15 protein-coding genes are annotated in these 18,923 nt (G+C 64.4%); 7 read left to right on the top strand and 8 right to left on the bottom strand.

Translation table 11 applies throughout. From position 1 onward, the window contains the following. Nucleotides 1–13: 13 nt before the first annotated feature. Nucleotides 14–556 (top strand): carboxymuconolactone decarboxylase family protein, encoded by a 543-nt coding sequence (locus GJV26_RS12480; RefSeq protein ID WP_155709094.1) that lies wholly within the window; start codon nt 14–16, stop codon nt 554–556. A 2-nt stretch (nt 557–558) separates the two neighbouring features. Here the strand turns inward: GJV26_RS12480 and GJV26_RS12475 are convergent, their stop codons facing one another. Beyond that, a complete protein-coding gene (locus GJV26_RS12475; RefSeq protein WP_155709093.1) occupies nt 559–885 on the bottom strand; it encodes a hypothetical protein in 327 nt (108 codons plus the stop codon). 145 nt (nt 886–1,030) lie between these two features. Further along, nucleotides 1,031–1,645 carry a TetR/AcrR family transcriptional regulator gene (locus GJV26_RS12470; RefSeq protein ID WP_155709092.1) on the bottom strand — a complete coding sequence of 205 codons (615 nt, stop codon included), beginning with the start codon at nt 1,643–1,645 and terminating at the stop codon, nt 1,031–1,033. Nucleotides 1,646–1,755: 110 nt separating this feature from the next. On the opposite strand from GJV26_RS12470, the gene GJV26_RS12465 reads away from it, so the two are divergent. Both GJV26_RS12465 and GJV26_RS12460 read left to right on the top strand, forming a co-directional pair. Further along, nucleotides 1,756–2,763, top strand: coding sequence for an MBL fold metallo-hydrolase (locus tag GJV26_RS12465; RefSeq protein WP_155709091.1), 1,008 nt, complete (start codon nt 1,756–1,758; stop codon nt 2,761–2,763). Nucleotides 2,764–2,868: 105 nt separating this feature from the next. Continuing rightward, nucleotides 2,869–4,905 carry a 3'-5' exonuclease gene (locus GJV26_RS12460; protein WP_155709090.1) on the top strand — a complete coding sequence of 679 codons (2,037 nt, stop codon included), beginning with the start codon at nt 2,869–2,871 and terminating at the stop codon, nt 4,903–4,905. 49 nt (nt 4,906–4,954) lie between these two features. On the opposite strand, the gene GJV26_RS12455 is transcribed toward GJV26_RS12460, so the two are convergent. The 5 genes from GJV26_RS12455 to GJV26_RS12435 all read right to left on the bottom strand — a co-directional run bounded on the left by GJV26_RS12455 (nt 4,955) and on the right by GJV26_RS12435 (nt 14,523). Continuing rightward, nucleotides 4,955–5,161: a hypothetical protein gene (locus GJV26_RS12455; RefSeq protein ID WP_155709089.1), complete on the bottom strand. Its 207-nt coding sequence runs from the start codon at nt 5,159–5,161 to the stop codon at nt 4,955–4,957. Nucleotides 5,162–5,179: 18 nt separating this feature from the next. Continuing rightward, nucleotides 5,180–6,076 (bottom strand): phytanoyl-CoA dioxygenase family protein, encoded by an 897-nt coding sequence (locus tag GJV26_RS12450; protein WP_155709088.1) that lies wholly within the window; start codon nt 6,074–6,076, stop codon nt 5,180–5,182. 180 nt (nt 6,077–6,256) lie between these two features. Continuing rightward, nucleotides 6,257–9,547, bottom strand: coding sequence for a fused isobutyryl-CoA mutase/GTPase IcmF (gene icmF / locus GJV26_RS12445; protein ID WP_155709087.1), 3,291 nt, complete (start codon nt 9,545–9,547; stop codon nt 6,257–6,259). A 192-nt stretch (nt 9,548–9,739) separates the two neighbouring features. Further along, a complete protein-coding gene (locus GJV26_RS12440) occupies nt 9,740–13,309 on the bottom strand; it encodes an indolepyruvate ferredoxin oxidoreductase family protein (RefSeq protein ID WP_155712418.1) in 3,570 nt (1,189 codons plus the stop codon). Nucleotides 13,310–13,596: 287 nt separating this feature from the next. Next, a complete protein-coding gene (locus GJV26_RS12435; RefSeq protein WP_155709086.1) occupies nt 13,597–14,523 on the bottom strand; it encodes a LysR substrate-binding domain-containing protein in 927 nt (308 codons plus the stop codon). 78 nt (nt 14,524–14,601) lie between these two features. Here GJV26_RS12435 and GJV26_RS12430 point away from each other — a divergent pair, with 78 nt between their 5' ends. After that, complete coding sequence (locus GJV26_RS12430; protein ID WP_155709085.1) at nt 14,602–15,819, top strand: HD-GYP domain-containing protein; 1,218 nt, start codon at nt 14,602–14,604, stop codon at nt 15,817–15,819. Nucleotides 15,820–15,825: 6 nt separating this feature from the next. Here the strand turns inward: GJV26_RS12430 and GJV26_RS12425 are convergent, their stop codons facing one another. Beyond that, nucleotides 15,826–16,881 carry a GGDEF domain-containing protein gene (locus tag GJV26_RS12425; protein WP_155709084.1) on the bottom strand — a complete coding sequence of 352 codons (1,056 nt, stop codon included), beginning with the start codon at nt 16,879–16,881 and terminating at the stop codon, nt 15,826–15,828. 401 nt (nt 16,882–17,282) lie between these two features. Between GJV26_RS12425 and GJV26_RS12420 the strand changes: the two genes are divergently transcribed. The 3 genes from GJV26_RS12420 (at nt 17,283) to GJV26_RS12410 (ending at nt 18,886) form a co-directional block, all read left to right on the top strand. Further along, complete coding sequence (locus tag GJV26_RS12420) at nt 17,283–17,471, top strand: Flp family type IVb pilin (RefSeq protein WP_155709083.1); 189 nt, start codon at nt 17,283–17,285, stop codon at nt 17,469–17,471. A gap of 632 nt (nt 17,472–18,103) precedes the next feature. Then, on the top strand, nt 18,104–18,292 hold the full coding sequence (locus tag GJV26_RS12415) for a Flp family type IVb pilin (protein WP_155709082.1): 189 nt from the start codon (nt 18,104–18,106) through the stop codon (nt 18,290–18,292). Between the two features lie 63 nt (nt 18,293–18,355). Next, complete coding sequence (locus GJV26_RS12410; protein WP_155709081.1) at nt 18,356–18,886, top strand: A24 family peptidase; 531 nt, start codon at nt 18,356–18,358, stop codon at nt 18,884–18,886. The last annotated feature ends 37 nt before the right edge of the window (nt 18,887–18,923 follow it).

Below are 18,923 nucleotides of genomic sequence, written 5' to 3'. Positions count from 1 at the left end.
AAAGGAGCACATCATGAACCGCCTGTTCAACCAGCCCGCCACCGAAGCCACCGGCCATGCCGCTCGATTGTTCGGTGCCATCAAGAGTGCGATCGGCATCGTGCCGAACGCCTACGCGGCGATCGGCAGCAACAGCCCGGTGGCGCTGGAAGCGGCCCTTGCCCTGGATGGCGCGCTGAAGAAAACCAGCCTGTCGGCACGCGACATCGAAGTGATCAAGCTCGCTGTCAGCGAACTGGCCGGCTGCGACTACTGCCTGGCCGCGCACACCCTGGCCGGCCGCAAGGCCGGGCTGGCGCAGGAAGCGATGCTGCAGGTACGCGGGGGCGAACCGACCGGCGATGCGCGGATTGACGGGTTGGTCGCGTTCGTGCGGCGGATCGCCGGCACCAGCGGCACCGTGCCGGCGGATGCCCTGGATGCGGTACGCGCCGCCGGTGTGACCGACGCGGAGATCGTCGACACGCTGCTGGCCGTGGCCAGCATCACCTTCACGAACCTGTTCAACCGGGTGCATGACACGGCGGTCGATTTCCCGGCGGCGCCGCGCCTGTAACGTTACCCGGCGCTGTCGCCCGGATTGTCCTGTTTGCGCAGCCGCGACAGCAGCGCCGCGGCCTGCCCGTTCAGCGGCTGGCCATGGCGCCGCAGCAGCTGCACGTGCAGCACCAGGTTTTCCAGTACCAGCTTGGCGGAAACGGCCAGCAGCGTCATCTGGCGGTCCGTCTCGCTGAACGACTCCATCGCACCGGCCATTTCGCACAGGCGGCCGGCAACGATGCCGCGCAAGTCGCTCTCGTCGAACGGCAGGTCGGCGAAATCGATCGGATCTTCCTGTTCCACTTCCTGCATGAGGGTTTCAAGTTCCTGCTGGGTAATCGACATTGGCAGCTCCCGTGTTGCTTTCCGTCCGTCCGTGATTCATTGTAGGCCAACCCGGCGGGCAACCGCGCTAATGTTGTGAATTTGGCGGAACGTCCTTCGTCGCGCGGCGCGACGGGTTGCCACAGCGGGACTGCCATGGCCGGTTTCAGGCAGCCTCGGTGCCCCAGTAGCACAGGAACATGTCGACGGCCGTTTCCACCACCGCCGCCTGCTGCGCCGCGTCGAGCTCCGGCTGGCCCATCGCCACCTGGGGCCAGAAGGCGAAGCCTTTCAACTGGCCCTGCAGCACGTTCGCCATGAACGCCGCATCGCCGGCTTTCAGCTTGCCATCGGCCTGGGCGGCGCGCAGCAGCATCGACGCCCCTTCATCCTTCTCGGACAACTTCGCCACCATGCTGCGCGCCCGCTCGGGCGTATGGATGGCTTCGGCGATCGCCACCCGCGCCAGGTCGAGGAAGTACGGGTCGCGCAGCAGCGCCATCTTTTGCGCGAGCAGTTCCAGCAATTGCGCGCGCAGCGGCCGGCCAGGCTGGTAAGGGGCCGCATTGGCCGCCATGCTGCACGCCCACAGCTCTTCCAGGATCTGCGCGAACAGGTCGTCCTTGCTGGGAAAATGGTTGTAGACGGTGCGTTTCGATACGCCGGCCGTGGCCGCCACGCGGTCCATCGACGTGGCATCGAAGCCGTTGGCACGGAATTCGGCGATCGCCGCCTGCACGATGGCGGCACGCTTGCGGTCGGTAAGGCGGGAAATGGTCATGCGAACATTTTACACCGGGTAGTTTACTTTTCGAAGATCGGACGCTACACTTGGAACTACACTGTGTAGTGTAAATATTCCGGTATTCATCGCCGAACCAGGAGCTACTCATGCCATCGACCGCCGCCCATGTTTCACCGCAGATCCAGAACGGCCGTTTCCGCAACCCGGCGCGGATGCACCGCGCCGCCCTTGGCAAGACGCTGCGCATCGTGTGGCGCGCGCTGTTCGACAAGCCGGCCGGTACGGTGCCGGCGACGCCGATCCCGGTGCAGGCGATGAGCCGCGCCGCCATCGAGGCGGCGCCGGACGAGACGGTATGGCGCCTCGGGCACTCGACGGTACTGCTCAAGCTCGAAGGCGGCCTGTGGTTGACCGATCCCGTGTTCGCACGGCGGGCATCGCCATTCAGCTGGCTCGGCCCGGCGCGCTTTCACGCGCCACCGCTGGCACTGGACGACCTGCCACCGCTCGAAGGAGTGATCCTGTCGCACGACCATTACGATCACCTGGATCGCGCAGCCGTGCTGGCGCTGGCGGGCAAGACGCGGCATTTCGTGGCGCCGCTCGGTGTCGGCGACCGGCTGGTGGCGTGGGGCGTGCCCGCCGCGAAGGTGCGCCAGCTGGACTGGTGGCGTTCCATCAAGCTCGGAAAAATCGAGCTCACGTGCACGCCGGCCCAGCATTTCTCCGGCCGTGGCCTATCGGACGGCAACAGCACATTGTGGTGCTCGTGGGTGATCGCCGGCAGTGCGCACCGGGTATTCTTCAGCGGCGATTCCGGCTATTTCCGCGGTTTCAAGGCGATCGGCGACCGCTTCGGGCCGTTCGACCTGACGATGATCGAAACAGGTGCCTACAACGAGGATTGGCCCGATGTCCACATGCAGCCGGAGCAAACGCTGCAGGCCCACATCGACCTGCGCGGCAACGTGCTGCTGCCGATCCACAACGGCACGTTCGATTTGGCCTTCCACGCCTGGCAGGAGCCGCTGGACCGCATCGCCGCGCTGGCCGACGCGCAAGGGCAGCGGCTTGCCACGCCGGCGATCGGCCAGCCCGTCGGCCTGGCCGCGCCGCACGTCGACACGCGCTGGTGGGCGGCCATGGCGCGATAAGACCACCAGTGCCCGCGCCGCCATCACGTATAGTGCCGGTTTGCCGGCGATGGCGTTTCGTTTCGCCGTTCCAGCCCATACTGACAGCGATACCAAAGGACGATCATGGCGCACGAGCCCAGCAATGAACAGTCGGCCATCCTGCGTTCCCGCGCGGACGTCATCCTCATCGATGCGGTAGCCGGTTCCGGAAAAACCACGACCCTCGGCATGATCGCCAGGGACGCGTGCCAGCGTGGCATGCCCGCCGCGGCGGTCACCTGCCTCGCGTTCTCGACCGGCGCGAAAAAACGCTTCGCCCAGAAACTTGCCGAAGAACGGGCGGCAGGCATCGTTCCCCTCACGCTGGGCGAGTTCGCCCAGCGCCACTTGCGCAAGCTGCAGTCGGTCGGCCTGCTCGACATGCCGATGCCGGCCGGGCCCGGCCAGGTGCGCGATCGCCTGGTGGAAGCCGCCGAAAGTGTCTGGCAGCGCCATGCGTCGAGAGGCATGGCGACCGAGTTCGATTTCGGCATCGAACAAAGCCGCGACCGCATCGACCATCTGCTGCAGGTGCTGCGCGAGCTGAAGGCGAAACTGTTGACGCACGGTTTCGGCGACGACGATTTTGGCTCGATCGGCCAGTTCGCCATCGCGGACGAGTTCGATCTGCCCGTGGAAATCGTCGAGATCTGCGCGGCCTACGAACGGTTGCGCGAACCCGAGCCCGGCGAGTTCGCCTGGCAAACGGAAGACGATTTCGTGCCCGATCTCGTGCGCCTGCTGGAGCTGCAGGGTACCGCGCTCGCCCACCTGTGGCAGCCGTCGCTCTACCTCGTCGACGAATGGCATGATGTGAATGCCGCGGAATTCAGGCTGGTCGCCATGCTCAAGCGGCGCGCAAGGCTCGTCGTGGTCGGCGACCGTGACCAGGTGATCGACGCGGCGCGCGGCGCGGAACTGCGTTTCTCGACCGAGCTCTTCATGACCACGTACCGCGACGCCGAGCGCCTGCCCCTGCATCGCTCCAGGCGCTTCGGCGCATCGGTATCGCGTGCGGTGTCGAGGTTGACGTCGCGGCCGGTGGAATCCATCGAGGGATTGCACACCGTGCAGCACAAGGTCGACTACGATCCCGCCACGCCGATGAATTGCGCGCAGGCGGTGGCAGAGCACGTGAAGTCGCTGCACGCGGCGCACCACGACGTCAGGCTGTCCGATATCGCCATCGTCACGCGCGACGACGATCAAAGCATCGATCTCGAAAACGCGCTGATCGATGCGGAAATCCCGTACCAGTGCGAAGGCATCGTTTCCTACCTGTTGCGGCCGGAAATCCTGTTCATGCGCGCGCTGCTGCACATCGTCGGCGGCACCTACGACACGCTGGAAAAAGATCCGGAAACAATCAGGGCGATGGTCACCGCACTGGCCGCGTTCGTGTCGATGTCGGCGGATCCGCGCAGCTTCGACAGCAGCTACCTGCAGGTCACCCGGGCGGCACGCAACGACCCGCTGGAGCAGGCGGTGGAAACCGTGGTGGGCACGCCGTCCTCGCTGCAGTGGTTCTTCGACGGTATCGTCGTGCGGCCGCAGGACGACGACAGCGTGCTGACGCGGAACTGGAAAGCCCGGTTCTCCGCCTGTGTCGCCGAACTGGCGGGACGCCGCGAAAGCCTGCGCAGCGCCGCCGACGTGCTGCTGGCCGTGCAGGCGATGATCGACCTGCCCGCGGCGGTGAGCAGGGCGGTACCGCGGCGCAGCGAGGCCGATGCGGCGATGCGTTCGATTGCCCACTTCATCGAGTTCGCCAGGGCGTATGCCCACAAGCCCCTGGCGGATTTCCTGGCGGAGCTGCGCAACCGCCAGGCCAGGCTTTCGGCGCGCACCAGGAGCAACCGCTATCGCGCGCAACTGGTGCTGACCACGGTGAGGACAGCGAAAGGCCAGGAATGGGACCACGTGATCCTGCCCTACCTGCAGCAGGGAGAATTTCCGCGCGGCCCCGACCTGGCCGAAGAGCGCCGTTTCCTGTACGTGGCGATGACACGGGCCAAGGCCAGCCTCACGTTGTGCGAGCCCGGCGAGCAATACCGGCAACTGTGGAGCCCGCTGTTGCACGGCGACGCGGCGCGCGACGGCAGCGGTCGATCGGTCGCGTGACGATTCCTGTCGGGGTGGAGAAAAACGCGGCGGAAGGCGCCGCCGGGGATCAGGCCTTTCGGCGCCGGGGCAGCGCCACGGGTTCATCGGCGGCGCAGCTGCCTGCCGTGTAGCCGCCGTTCTGCAGCAGGTCGGAGAAGGTGCGGCGCCGGATTTCATCGCGCAGCAAATCGGCCACCACCTGCGATTTCAGCAGGCCCATTTCAGCCGCCTCCTCGGCCAGGTCGCGCGGAAGCTTGAGTTCGATCGTAGTCATGGGCGGTGGGTCTCCCGGTCAGGAAAGGATGAGGCGGTTGATGTAGCGGTCGAAGGAAAACGCATCCGCGCAAGGCTCCGGCTCGTACACGTAGGCATAGCTGCGAAACAGCGAGTACTGGATCTGCAGCATCAGGCGTGGCCTGATGGCGGGCGGGGTGCCCTTGTGCACGCCCGCGGTATCCACTGCGAAACCGAAGCCCTGTTCGCCGATCGCCGTGATCAGGCGGTCGTCGCCATATTCCCGGCTGATCTCGCCGTCGGTCTGGATTTTCAGCCGTACCGGCGCGCGCGTCTTGTGGGTGCCGCGTACGTACACATGGGGGCCGTCGCCCGGCCCCACGTCCGTCAGGTAGACGAGCACCTTGAAATAGCGCCAGTCTTCCGAATCGCGGTGGAACGTTTGCAGGTCCGAGCGCAGGCCGGGCGAGGGAAACGACCAGCGCACGCCCAGTTGCGAAATCGTGGGCTTGCAGCCTATGTAGCGCTCGGCCAGTTCCAGCAACCGGCTGTCGTTCGCCAGTGCCATGATGTGCGGGCAGCGCACGATATCGCGCAGGCTGTACTCGGCCAGCCGTGCCGCAGGCGGCACGCGCGCCAGCGTGAAGGTGGCGCCGTCGTTCTGCCGGTCCGTCAGCACCTTGTCGGCGAACCACGCGTGGATGTCGTCGCACTGATTCTTGCTGAGCACGTTACCGAGCGGGGCATAGCCTTCCGCGTGCAACCGGTCGAGCAACTGCAGCTGGGCCGGCGCCGATACGCGCAACGAGATGCCGTGGCGCGCACGCACCCAGTTGCGGAACATGCGCACGCACAGTCCGCGCAGGGGAGGTGAAACCGTGAGGCGTTGCAGATAGTATAGAAAGCTGTTCGCCGGTTTGAAGCCGTGTCCCGGCGTCAGTCTTGCATATCTCATATTGGTCTCCGCTGAGGCCAGGGCAATAAGATATGAAGTTAGCGTGAGGGAAGTTTGCGGTATTGATTCGCAGCAGTAGCGGCAAGGCGTGCAACACCTTGCAGGGCGGGCGATTTGACGTAAATCAGAAGGGCCGTCACGCCCCGGCTACGTGTGGTAACCGCGCGTGACGGCTGTTTTCTACATATTGCGGCGGTACTGGCCACCCGTCTCGAAAAGCGCCGTGGTGACCTGGCCCAGCGAGCACACGCGCACCGCATCCATCAGCCTGGCAAACACGTTTTCGTTGTCGATCGCGGCCTGCTGCAACGCAGCCAGCGCGGCCGGCGCGTCAGCCGCGTGACGGGCGTGGAAGTCGGCCAGGCGGTGCAGTTGCGACTGTTTTTCGTCGTCCGTCGAGCGGGCCAGTTCGATCGTCTGCGGCGTTTCGGCCCCCTTGGGATTGCGGAACGTGTTGACGCCGATGATCGGCAGCGAACCATCGTGTTTGCGGTGCTCGTACAGCAGCGATTCCTCCTGGATCTTGCCGCGCTGGTAGCCGGTTTCCATCGCGCCCAGCACGCCGCCCCGTTCGGCGATGCGTTCGAATTCCTGCAGCACCGCTTCTTCGAGAAGGTCGGTCAGCTCGTCGATGATGAAGGCGCCCTGGTTCGGGTTCTCGTTTTTCGCCAGGCCCCATTCGCGGTTGATGATCAACTGGATCGCCAGGGCCCGGCGCACCGATTCGTCGGTCGGCGTGGTGATCGCTTCGTCGTAGGCGTTGGTGTGCAGCGAATTGCAGTTGTCGTAGATGGCGATCAGCGCCTGCAGCGTGGTGCGGATGTCGTTGAAGTCGATCTCCTGCGCGTGCAGCGAACGGCCGGAAGTCTGGATGTGGTACTTCAGCTTCTGGCTGCGCTCGTTGGCGCCATATTTGTCGCGCATCGTCACGGCCCAGATGCGGCGCGCCACGCGGCCCAGCACCGTGTATTCCGGGTCCATGCCATTGGAGAAGAAGAACGACAGGTTCGGCGCGAAGTCGTCGATATGCATGCCACGCGCCAGGTAGGCTTCCACGAACGTGAATCCGTTCGACAGCGTAAACGCCAGCTGCGAGATGGGATTGGCGCCCGCCTCGGCGATGTGATAACCCGAGATCGACACCGAGTAGAAATTGCGCACGCCGTGGTGCACGAAGTATTCCTGGATGTCGCCCATCACCTTCAGCGAGAATTCGGTGCTGAAGATGCACGTGTTCTGGCCCTGGTCTTCCTTCAGGATGTCGGCCTGCACGGTGCCGCGCACGTTTTGCAGCACCCAGGCACGGATCTTCGCCGCTTCGTCGTCGGTGGGTTGCCGGCCGTTCTGCGCCACGAACTTGTCCAGCTGCTGGTCGATCGCCGTGTTCATGAACATCGCCAGGATCGTCGGCGCCGGCCCGTTGATCGTCATCGATACCGAGGTCGACGGAGCGCACAGGTCGAAGCCGTCGTACAGCACCTTCATGTCGTCCAGCGTGGCGATCGACACGCCGGAGTTGCCCACCTTGCCGTAGATGTCCGGCCGCGGCGCCGGATCGGCGCCATACAATGTCACCGAATCGAACGCAGTCGACAGGCGCTTGGCATCGAGCCCTTCGGACACCAGCTTGAAGCGGCGGTTGGTGCGGAACGCATCGCCTTCGCCGGCAAACATCCGCGTCGGGTCCTCGCCCTCGCGCTTGAACGCGAACACGCCGGCCGTGTACGGGAACGAACCGGGCACGTTTTCCAGCATCAGCCAGCGCAGCTGCTCGCCGTGGTCTTCGTATTTCGGCAGCGCCACCTTGCGGATCTTCGTGCCGGACAGCGTGTGCTGTACCAGTCCTGTGCGGATTTCCCTGTCGCGGATCTTCACCACGTATTCATCGCCCGCGTAGGCGGCCTGCATGTCCGGCCACATCGCCAGCAGCCTTTTCGCGCCGCCGTCCAGTGCGTGATCGCGCCCGGCGATGACGTCGTCGAAATCGGTGCTCTTGCCGGCGGCGGACAGCATGCGTTTCGCCTCCATCAACTGCTGGCGTTCGCGCGCCAGCACCGCTTGCCGGCGCACTTGCCGGTGGTAGCCGCGCACCATGTCGGCGATTTCCGCCAGGTAGCGGGCCCGGGCCGGTGGCACGATCACGTTCTTGCCGGAGGAAAAGCGCACGTCCACGCGCGGCAGCTGGCCCGGCTGCGTGCGCAGGCCGAAGCCGGCCAGCGCCGGCAGCAGGCCCTGGTACAGGGCGGTCACGCCGTCGTCGTTGAAGCGCGAGGCCTGGGTGCCGAACACCGGCATCTCGTCGGGCTGGCGGCTCCACAGTTCGCGGTTGCGCTGGTACTGTTTCGCCACGTCGCGCAGCGCATCCTGCGCGCCCTTGCGGTCGAACTTGTTGATCGCGATGAAATCCGCGAAATCGAGCATGTCGATCTTTTCCAGCTGCGTGGCGGCGCCGAATTCCGGCGTCATCACGTACATCGACACATCCACGTGGGGCACGATCGCCGCGTCGCCCTGGCCGATGCCGGAGGTTTCCACGATGATCAGGTCGAAGCCGGCGACCTTGCAGGCGGCGATCACGTCCGGCAATGCCTGCGAGATTTCGGACCCCGCCTCGCGCGTGGCCAGCGAGCGCATGAACACGCGGTGGCGCCCGCTCCACGGATTGATCGCGTTCATCCGGATGCGGTCGCCCAGCAGCGCGCCGCCGGACTTGCGGCGCGACGGGTCGATCGAGATCACGGCGATGTTCAGCGCATCGCCCTGGTCGAGGCGGAAGCGGCGGATCAGTTCGTCGGTCAGCGACGATTTTCCGGCGCCGCCGGTGCCGGTGATGCCGAGCGTCGGCACCCGCAGCGCGGCGGCGGCCGCCGCCAGTTGCCGGCGCAGCGCCGGCTCGGCCTTGTCATTTTCCAGCGCCGTGACCAGCTGCGCCAGCGGGCGGTGGCGCAGTGCCATCTCGCCTTCCTGAAGGGGGGCGAGCGACGTGGGCGAATATTGCGACAGGTCGACGTCGCACTGTTGCACCATCCAGTCGATCATGCCCGCCAGGCCCATGCGCTGGCCATCCTCCGGGCTGAAGATGCGGGTCACGCCGTAAGCGTGCAGGTCGGCGATCTCGGCCGGCACGATCACGCCGCCGCCGCCGCCGAACACCTTGATGTGCGCGCCGCCGCGCTGGCGCAGCAGGTCGATCATGTACTTGAAGTATTCGACATGGCCGCCCTGGTAGCTGGAGATCGCGATGCCCTGCACGTCCTCGGCCAGCGCCGCCGTCACCACCTCGTCGACGGAGCGGTTGTGCCCCAGGTGCACCACTTCCACGCCGTGCGACTGCAGGATGCGGCGCATGATGTTGATCGATGCGTCGTGGCCGTCGAACAGCGAGGCGGCGGTCACGAAACGCACCTTGTTGGCCGGCCGCGGCGGTTGCGCGTCGGCGGCGAGGGTCTTGGCGGAAGTCAGATCGTTCATGGAATTCCCTGGAAATTCTGGCGGATCGCGGTGATCCGATTATATGACGTTTACGTAAACGTAATAAAGAGCTTTGGCTGGTGCATTCATTGCCCGAAAACCGGTGACAGGCTCCGATTTTTTTGAAAACCGGAGCCTGCCACCAATTTGGAGCCTGTCACCAAATTAAATATCGGAGCCTGTCACCGGTTTTCATGCGGCGTGCTGCTGCGAGCCGCCGAAGGCGGCCAGCAACCGCGCCTGCTCGGCGTGGTAAGCCGCAACGGCCTTTTCCTTCACGTGCCCGAAGCCGCGGATCTTGTCCGGCAGCGCGGCCAGTGCCACGGCGGTGTCATAGTTCTCGGCGGTCAGGCGCGACAGCACCTCGGCCATCGTCTGCCGGTACTGGGCGATCAGCGCGCGTTCCATCCTGCGCTCGGCGGTGCGGCCAAAGATATCGAGCGGGCCGCCGCGCAGGCCCTTCATGCGGGCAAGCACCTGGAATGCCTTCCACGTCCACGAGCCATATTCGGCTTTCACCAGGTGGCCCTGGGCATCCTTCTTCGAAAAGACCGGCGGCGCCAGGTTGAATTTCAGCGTGAAGTCGCCTTCGAACTGGCCCTTCAGCTGTTCGACGAAGCGGCCGTCGGTATACAGCCGCGCCACCTCGTATTCATCCTTGTAGGCCATCAGCTTGGCCAGCGATTTCGCCACCGCCAGCGACAGCCGCATGGTTTTTCCGGCCGACAGGCCCAGGGCGGTTTCACGGTCGCGCACCTGCTCGACGAACTGCTGGTACAGGCCGGCATACGCGGCGTCCTGGTAGCCGGTCAGGAAGTCGATGCGCCTGGCGATCACCGAATCCAGGCTCTGCGGCATCTGCACCACGATCGCCTGCGCGGGCGTGGCGATCAACGCGACCCGTTTCAGGTCCACCGCCGCGCGCCGGCCCCACAGGAAGCTCTTCTGGTTCGACTCGACCGCCACGCCGTTCATCTCGATGGCGCGCAGCAGTGCCGCCTCGGTCAGCGGAATGCGGCCGCGTTGCCACGCATAGCCCAGCATGAACAGGTTGGCCGCGATCGAGTCGCCCATCAGTCCCGATGCCAGTTTCGTCGCGTCGACGAAATCGGCCGCATCGGGGCCGCCCACCGATTCCTCGATCAGCGCGCGCACGTCGGCCGCCGGGTATTCCCAGTCGGCATCCTGCGCGAATGTGCCTGGCGGCTGCTCGTGCAGGTTGACGACGGCCAGCGTGCGTCCCGGCCGCATCTTCGACACGGCATCGGCCGCGCCCGTGGTGAGCATGTCGCAGCCCAGCACCAGGTCGGCCTCGCCGGTGGCGATGCGCTGCGCGCGCAACTGCGCCGGCGACTGCACGATCTTCACGTGGGACGTGACGGAGCCGTTCTTTTGCGACATACCCGTCATGTCCAGCACCGAAGCGCCCTTGCCCTCCAGGTGCGCGGCCATGCCCATCAGCGCGCCCACGGTGATCACGCCGGTGCCGCCGATGCCGTTGATGAGGATGTTGTACGGCCGCTCGCAGGCCGGGATCATCGGCTGGGGCAGGGCGCCCCAGTCGTCGCCGGCCGTCTTGCCAGCCTTCGATTTCTTCAGCGTGCCGCCCTCCACGGTGACGAAGCTCGGGCAGAAGCCTTTCACGCACGAATAATCCTTGTTGCAGCTGGACTGGTCGATCGTGCGCTTGCGCCCGAACTCCGTTTCCTTCGGCAGGATCGACACGCAGTTGGACTGGATGCCGCAATCGCCGCACCCTTCGCACACGGCCTCGTTGATCACCATCCGCTTGCCCGGGTCCACGAGCTCCTTCTTTTTCCTGCGGCGGCGCTTCTCGGCCGCGCAGGTCTGGTCGTAGATCAGCACCGTGCAGCCGGGCAGTTCGCGCAGCTCGCGCTGCACCGCATCCATCTCCTTGCGGTCGTGCAGCGTGACGATCGCGGGCAGGTGCGAGCGATCTTCATAGCGCGACAGGTCTTCCGTCACCAGCGCGATGCGCCGGATGCCCTCGGCCGCCATCTGCTGGGCGATCATCGGCACGGAAACGGTACCGTCGACCGGCTGGCCGCCCGTCATCGCCACGGCGTCGTTGTACAGGATCTTGTAGGTGATGTTGACGCGCGCCGCCACCGCGGCGCGGATCGCCAGGTAGCCGGAATGGAAATAGGTGCCGTCGCCCAGGTTCTGGAACACGTGCGGCACGGTCGAGAACGCGGCCTGGCCGATCCACGGCGCGCCTTCGCCGCCCATGTGCGTGGTCAGCTTGTTCATCTCCGGATAGATCGAGGTGGCCATCACGTGGCAGCCGATGCCGGCCAGCGCGAAGCTGCCTTCAGGCACCTTGGTCGATGTGTTGTGCGGACAGCCGGAGCAGTAGAACGCGGGTCGGAACGGCGTGCTGATCGCTTTTTGCAGCACGGCGTCCTTGGCGTCCAGGAAGACCAGGCGGGCCTTGATCTGGTCGCGGACATGCGGGTCCGTCACGTAGCGCTCGATCCGCGAGGCAATCACGCGGGCCACCTGCGAAACGGAAAAATCGGCCTTCGGCGGCAGCAGCCATTCGCCGCGCGGCGCCACCCATTCGCCCTTGTCGTCGAACTTGCCGATCACGCGCGGGCGTACGTCGTCGCGCCAGTTGTACAGCTGCTCTTTTAATTGGTACTCAACGAACTGGCGCTTTTCCTCCACCACCAGGATCTCGTCGAGGCCCTGGGCGAACTCGCGCACCGAATCCGGCTCCAGCGGCCATGGCATCGCCACCTTGAACAGGCGCAGCCCGACTTTCGCCGCCATCGCCTCGTCGATCCCCAGTTCTTCCAGCGCCTCGAGCACGTCCAGGTACGATTTGCCGGAAGCGATGATGCCCAGCTTGGCATCCGGATTGTCGATCGTGGTGTGGTTCAGCCTGTTTTCACGCGCATAGGCCAGCGCCGCATAGATCTTGTAATCCTGCATCAGCGCTTCCTGGTTGCGCGCCTGCCGGCCCAGCGGCACGTTCGACAGCCGCGCATTCAGCCCGCCTTCCGGCATATGGAAGTCCTGCGGCAGTTTCACCTGTACGCGGAACGGATCGGCATCGACGGAAGAGGACGATTCCACCGTGTCCGCCAATGCCTTGAACGCCACCGCGCAACCGGAAAAGCGCGACATCGCCCAGCCGTGCACGCCCAGGTCCAGGTATTCCTGCACGTTGCACGGATACAGCACCGGGATCATGCAGGCCGAAAAAATATGGTCGGACTGGTGCGGCAAGGTCGACGAATACGCGCCATGGTCGTCGCCGGCCACCAGCAGCACGCCACCGTGCCGCGCCGTGCCGGCATGGTTCATGTGCTTGAACACGTCGCCGCAGCGGTCCACGCCCGGGCCCTTGCCATACCACATCGCGAACACGCCATCGTATTTCGACGGGCCGATCAGGTCCACCTGCTGCGAGCCCCACACGGCGGTCGCGGCCAGGTCTTCGTTCACGCCCGGCATGAATTGCACATGGTGCGCATCCAGGTGCTTTTGCGTCTTCCACAGTGTTTCGTCGAGGCCGCCCAGTGGCGAGCCGCGGTAGCCCGAAATGAAGCCGGCCGTGTTCAGGCCCGCGGCTTCGTCGCGCTTCTTCTGCATCAGGGGGAGGCGCACGAGGGCCTGTATGCCGGAGAGGAAGATCTTGCCGGACGTGGCAGTGTACTTGTCGTCCAGGCTGACGTCGTTCAGGGGGACTGGCTGCGGCGGAACGCCACCGCCGGGCAGCGGTGCGGGGGATCCCATCGATCCCATTGCCGAGGTATCGGGCATGGCTTGTCTCCAAAATCTTGTTTCGGTTGCGCCTGCGCCATCGCGCTTCGGGTAGAAGCATGCCGGCCCAGGCCACTGTCGCACCCGCGCCGGTCTCGGGCCGGCTGGAATCGGGTTCGCCGACCGCCGCCGTTCACGGCGCCGCGGTCATCGGGCCAGTGTACGCCCGGGTTGACGTATACGGAAATAGCGTTTGGGGATGGGGGTATAAGAAAAAACGATGGCTAACAGGAGCGAACGCCGTCGCCATTGGTAGCGGCTTAAAGCAGCGTCGCGCCCGGCCAGGCGCCCCCCGTGCACAGCTTGCGCGCCACCTCGACGGCAAGCCCGCTGATCGCCGTCACGGCGGTCGTGGGCGGCAGGTTGCGCGATGCGCACAGCACCACGGTGCGGGAAATCGCTGGTTCGCGGATATCGAGCCAGCGCATCTGGCCCCGTTCGATCTCCGGCAATACCGGTGCCACCGGCAGGATCGTGGCGCCCATCTGCGCCATCAGCGCCGATTTCAGGATCGCAATGGAATTGATTTCGATGACGCCGGCAGTGGCCAGTCCGGCCGAGCGCGCCACCGCCTCGATGCGCGGGCGCACACCGTGCTGCGGTCCGGGCAGGATCAGCGTGGCGCCGAGCGCCTCGGCCAGCGTGACCTGCGACCGGTCCGGAAACCATGGCGCATCGGCACGGCAAATGAAGCGCAGCGCTTCCTCGGCCAGTGGGGTGGTGGCGAACGGCGTCAGCTGGCCGTCATCGAACAGCACGGCGAGGTTGACCCGGCCCGATTTCAGCTGCCCTGCCAGGTGGCCGGTCAGTTCCTCCGTCAGTTGCAGCGTGATGTCGGGATACTGCTCGCGCGCGGCCACCAGCAGGGGCAGCGCCAGGGCGGCGGAGATGCTGTGCGGCAGCCCGAGCGTCACGGTGCCGGACGGCCGGGCCGACTGGGTCACGGCCGAACGGGCATCGGCAACCTGTTTCAGGATCGCCTGCGCGTGCTCGTAGAACACCTTTCCGGCATCGGTGCTGTGCACCCCCTGGGCACTGCGATGCAGCAGCTGAGCGCCCAGCTCTTCCTCGAGCTGGCGCAGCTGCTGCGTCAATGCCGGCTGCGCCACATGCAGCACCACCGCTGCGCGCGACAGCGAGCCGTGTTCCACGATCGCAACGAAATACCGTAGCTGGCGCAATTCCATGTGTCTTTAAGATATTAGAAGATGCTTTGTGAAAACTAATTGATATACTGGACCGGTAACCAATCCTCAACCAGTCCGATGCTGAAGAAAGTCGAATCATCGCAGTTAAAGCCAGGCATGTACATCCATGAGCTGTCATGCGACTGGCTGAGCCACCCGTTCCTGCGCAACCGCTTCCTGCTGTCCGGCGACCAGGAAATACGCAAGATCCTCGATGCCGGTATCCGCATCGTGGTCATCGACACCGGCAAGGGGATCGACGCGGATGCCCCCACGGTCGCCCAGTCGGATGCCGCCACCGAGGTGGAAGTGCAGCGGATCGCCGCACAGCCGGCGCGCCCGGCCAGGGTGGCGCTCGGCGAGGAACTCGAGCGCGCCGCCCGCGTCCGGCGCCAGGCTTCCGACCTGGTGAAGAATGTGATGGCCGACGCGCGCCTCGGCAGGGCGATCGAGGTGGGGCAGGTGCAGCCGGTGGTGCGGAACATCACCGAATCGATCCTGCGCAATCCCGGCGCGCTGGTGGGGCTGCTGCGCATCAAGAACAAGGATGACTACACATTCCTGCACTCGGTCAGCGTGTGCACGCTGCTGGTGGCATTCTGCCATTCGCGCGGCATGCCGGCGGACAGCGTGCGCGAAGCGGGCATGGGCGCGCTGTTGCACGACACCGGCAAGGCGCTGGTGCCGGACGCCATCCTGAACAAGCCGGGCCCGCTGACGGACGAGGAGTTCGCCATCATCCGCCGTCACCCGGAGGACGGCTACGACATCCTGCGCCGTTCGCCGGAAGTCAGCCAGATCGCGCTCGACATCATCCGCCATCACCACGAGCGCATCGACGGCACCGGCTATCCGGACAAGCTGGCCGGCGACGGCATCGGCGAACTGGCGAAGATGGCGGCCATCGTCGATGTCTACGATGCGATCACGGCGGACCGCTGCTATCACAAGGGCATGCCGGCGGCGAGTGCGCTGCGCAAGCTGCACGAATGGAGCAAGTTCCACTTCGATCCGCGCCTGGTGCAGGCGTTCATGCGCTGCGTGGGCATCTATCCGGTCGGCACGCTGGTGCTGCTGGAATCGGGCCGGCTCGGCGTGGTGGTCGAACCGCATGAAAGCAACCTGCTGGCGCCGAAGGTCAATGTGTTCTTCCATACGAAGCGCAACGGGTATCTCCGGCCCGAGCTGGTGGATCTGTCGCGCGGCGCCGGCGCGGGCGGCGCGGACAGGATCGTCAGCCACGAGAGTCCGGAACGCTGGAACGTGGATCCGGGGCGCTTCATGGCGCCGGGCTGACAATATTCAGAAAAATTCGGCGGTATCGTTCGATTCGACGGCATGCAGCAGGCCGCTGCCCACCAGTTCGTCGTAATGGCAGGTCATGTTGCGGCCATGGCCTTTCGCGAAATACAGCGCCTGGTCGGCGCGGCCAAGAATCACCACCGGGGCCTCGCTGGCGCTGATGGCCACGAAGCCGATACTGACGGTCACCTTGCCTACCTGCGGGAAATCGTGCTGCTCCACGTTCATGCGGAAACGGTCGATGATCTTGTGCGCGTTGTCCTGCGTGGTCGAGCGCAGCAGTACCACAAATTCCTCGCCGCCAAAGCGGAACACGCGGTCCTGGGCGCGGAACGATGACGTCAGCAGGTTGGCGATCAGGATCAGCACTTCATCGCCGTACAGGTGGCCGAACCGGTCGTTGACGTGCTTGAAGTGATCGACGTCGATCACGGCCAGCCATTGCTGTTCCTGCTCCGTATGCTGGCGGCGCTCCGGTTCGCCGGGCGGCAGCGCCAGCGCATCCTGCTCGATGCTCGAGGCGAGCAGCATTTTCGCCAGCTGATCGTCGAAGGTCTTGCGGTTCAGCAGGCCCGTCAGCGAATCGCGCTCGCTGTAGTCGAGCAGGTTCTGGAAGTTGCGGTACACGCTGACGATGCCGCCGATCACATGGATCGTGGCGGGCGAATAGGGCGTGGGGTTGACGATTTCCAGGCAGGTATCGGCCGTGTCATGGTCGCCCAGCCAGATCGGCAGCCACAGCGTGCGCGTGCCGCCGGCATCGACCTGCTCGGCGAACGCTTCGTGGCGGGCGATGCAGCCGGCCAGCACCGGATAGTTCGCAATCGGCTCGCCGGGGCTGGTCAGGTCCTGTTGTTCCTCCATCCGGGCCGGTTGCCCGGCCATTACGACCGCCCGGGAACGCACATACAGGTGCCCGCACACGTCGGCCAGGGTCAGCACCCGGGCGCGGCTGGCACAGGCGAGCTCCTGCACCGCCGAGATCACGGAGATGTCCAGCATCGTGTGATCGCGATGGCCGGTCATGTCGACCATGTGTTTCAGTAGGGAATCCATGCTCGTCGTCTGGAGGGTTGCGGCCGCTGTTTCCGAAAGTAAGGCATTTCAGCCTCGAGGCACAGTGACGCAAAGCACCAGCCATTCTCAGGATAATTGATTAGCATAAATCTTTTTTGCCATGTGGGCAATTATCCCCAGCCTTATTCGTGTAAAACGCAACGATTTTACCTTGGCAGCCTCACAGGCAGCGCTTCTCAGCAAGGCGTTGCCCCGCTGCTTTCCACAGAGTAAAAGGACCGCAGTTGGCAAGGGAAGCAATGCTATTCCCTTGATGGTTCCATTAGGCAAGCTTGCGCTAAATCAAGATTTCCGGCGGGCATAAAACGTACAGTAGCTTCAATGGCGACGACATGAAGCCAGAAAGAAATCCAACCACTATTACTGTACAGGAGCAAACCATGAAAGCATTTATCGTTGCAGCCCAGAATTTCGCACGGGATGAAGAGGGCGTGACCGCCATCGAGTACGGCCTGGTCGCGGCTGTGATTGCAGGCGTGGTCGTCGCCGCCTTCAAAACCTTGGGTGCTGGGCTTAACTCAGCATTTACGGCCATCGCCGGCAAGATCACCACCGTGTTGAACACTTAATTATCGTGTTACCCCGCCGGCTCCGTCGGCGGGGTTTTGACTTCCACCCAGTGCGGTGAAACCTTAAGGAATTCGTCGTCAAATAATTGACGAAATCCTCTCGAGAGCCAAGTTGCTGCCTTGGCGCGGCCCGACTTGGCAAGCCGGGCCCTCCCATGCTTCCCGACATACATGAGATATCTCACCAGGACATCGCACAGCCGGCTGGTGTGAAATTTCCCCCTCCTTGCGCGAACAGCGACTTTCATATGACGCTGCTGACCTGCCCGTATGGCGGCGTCCTGGCACTGCTGATGCTGGCGATCAACGGGTGTCGGTCCATCCTCATGCGCAACCTGAAGACCATCCTGTAGCAATGCTGTCACGCTGCGCAGGCTTATCCGTGGAAGCCCGGATCCATATCCACGACTTTCCAAGGGCAGCGTCCGGCACGGCATGCATCCGGTCCTTCTCGTCACAGTCATCACCGTTCGTTGGCGCAAAAGCGTGTGTTGCGTCCGTGATGGTTCCATCCGGCAAGCTTGCGCTACATCAAGATTTCCACGGTGCATAAAACGTACAGTAGCACCACTGGCGAACGATATGAAGCCAGACGGAAATCCACCCATAAATCGACGTTACAGGAGCCAAGCATGAAATCTTTTATTACCGCAGCACGTGAATTCGCACTGGATGAAGAAGGCGTGACCGCCATCGAGTATGGCCTGGTCGCCGCTGTAATCGCAGGTGTCGTCGTCGCTGCCTTCAAAACCCTCGGGGCCGGGCTTGATACAGCATTTACGGCCATCGCTGCCAAGATCACTACCGTATTGAATACCTGATTATCGCGTGCGCCAGTCGGTTCCCCTGGCAGATTTTTTAACTTTCATTTTGGTGAATGTCCCATGAACCAGGCACTTCAACTGATGCTGCTGTGGCTCGTGCTGCAGGCAGCGGTAACGGACCTGGCGCTGCGGCGCATTCCCAACGTGCTGGTGCTGAGCGGTCTGCTGATCGCGATGCTGCTGCACCTTCGCACCGGCACTGCCGGCACATGGCTGGAGACGGGAATCGCTGGCCTGGCCACGGGTTTTTTCATCTTCCTGCCGCTGTATGTGCTGCGCGGCATGGCAGCCGGCGACGTCAAGCTGATGGCGATGACCGGGGCCTTCGTCGGCCCGGGCATGGCCCTGCACATAGCGCTGCTGACCTGCCTGATCGGCGGTGTCCTGGCATTGCTGATGCTGGTGCTGAACGGGCGCTGGCGCATTCTTCTGCGCAACCTGAAAACCATTCAGGCGCCATTGCTGGCGCGCTGCATGGGGATTCCCGTGGAAGCCATCTCCTTTTCAAGAGAGGCCAGTGCCGGCGGCATTCCATATGGCGTGGCCATTGCGCTGGGCACGCTGGCTGTGGTGGCAAATGCACACCGCTGATTTTTTGCTCGAAGTCAATATCCACGAGGAAACGTCT

This window comes from Pseudoduganella dura (assembly GCF_009727155.1).
GTDB lineage: Bacteria > Pseudomonadota > Gammaproteobacteria > Burkholderiales > Burkholderiaceae_D > Rugamonas > Rugamonas dura.
This window is presented reverse-complemented; position numbering and strand designations above follow the sequence as displayed.